Annotated in this window: 1 protein-coding gene; it reads left to right on the forward strand. The window is 78.9% G+C overall.

Translation table 11 applies throughout. The annotated features are described in order from the left end of the window. Positions 1-67: 67 nt before the first annotated feature. Positions 68-589: MFS transporter (locus GTR00_RS22285; RefSeq protein WP_166613648.1), on the forward strand; the 522-nt coding region annotated here is incomplete at its 3' end.

Genomic DNA, 589 nt, shown 5'->3' on the forward strand with positions numbered 1-589 from the left:
CCAGACGCCCGTCCAGGCGCCCGCCCGGGGCCGCGCGCCGGCCCGCGGGCCGCACCCGGCGTGGGCGGTGGCGGCGGTCACCTTCGCCGTCCTGGTGGCCGCCGGCGCCTTCCGCTCGGTGCCCGGCACGCTGCTGGAGCCGCTGACGGCGGAGTTCGGCTGGTCCGCGGCCGGCGTGTCGGTGGCGGTGTCGGTCAACCTCGTCCTGTACGGGCTCATCGCCCCGTTCGCCGCGGCCCTCATGCAGCGCTTCGGGGTGCAGCGCGTGGTGACCGCGGGCCTGCTGCTGGTGGCGGCCGGCGCGGCGGCCTCGACGTTCGCCACCGCGCGCTGGCAGCTGGTGGCCACGTGGGGCGTGCTCGTCGGGGTGGGCACCGGGTCGATGGCGATGTCGCTGGCCGCCACCGTGGTGGGCCGCTGGTTCGCCGCGCGCCGGGGCCTGGTGACGGGCGTGCTGGCCGCGGCGGCCTCGGCGGGGCAGCTGGTGTTCCTGCCGCTGGTGGCGCACCTGGCCGAGCGCGACGGCTGGCGCACCCCGGTGCTCGTGGTGGCGCTGGTGGCGCTGGCGGTGGTGCCGCTGGTGCTGCTG

It is taken from the genome of Kineococcus indalonis (assembly GCF_009906395.1).
GTDB lineage: Bacteria > Actinomycetota > Actinomycetes > Actinomycetales > Kineococcaceae > Kineococcus > Kineococcus indalonis.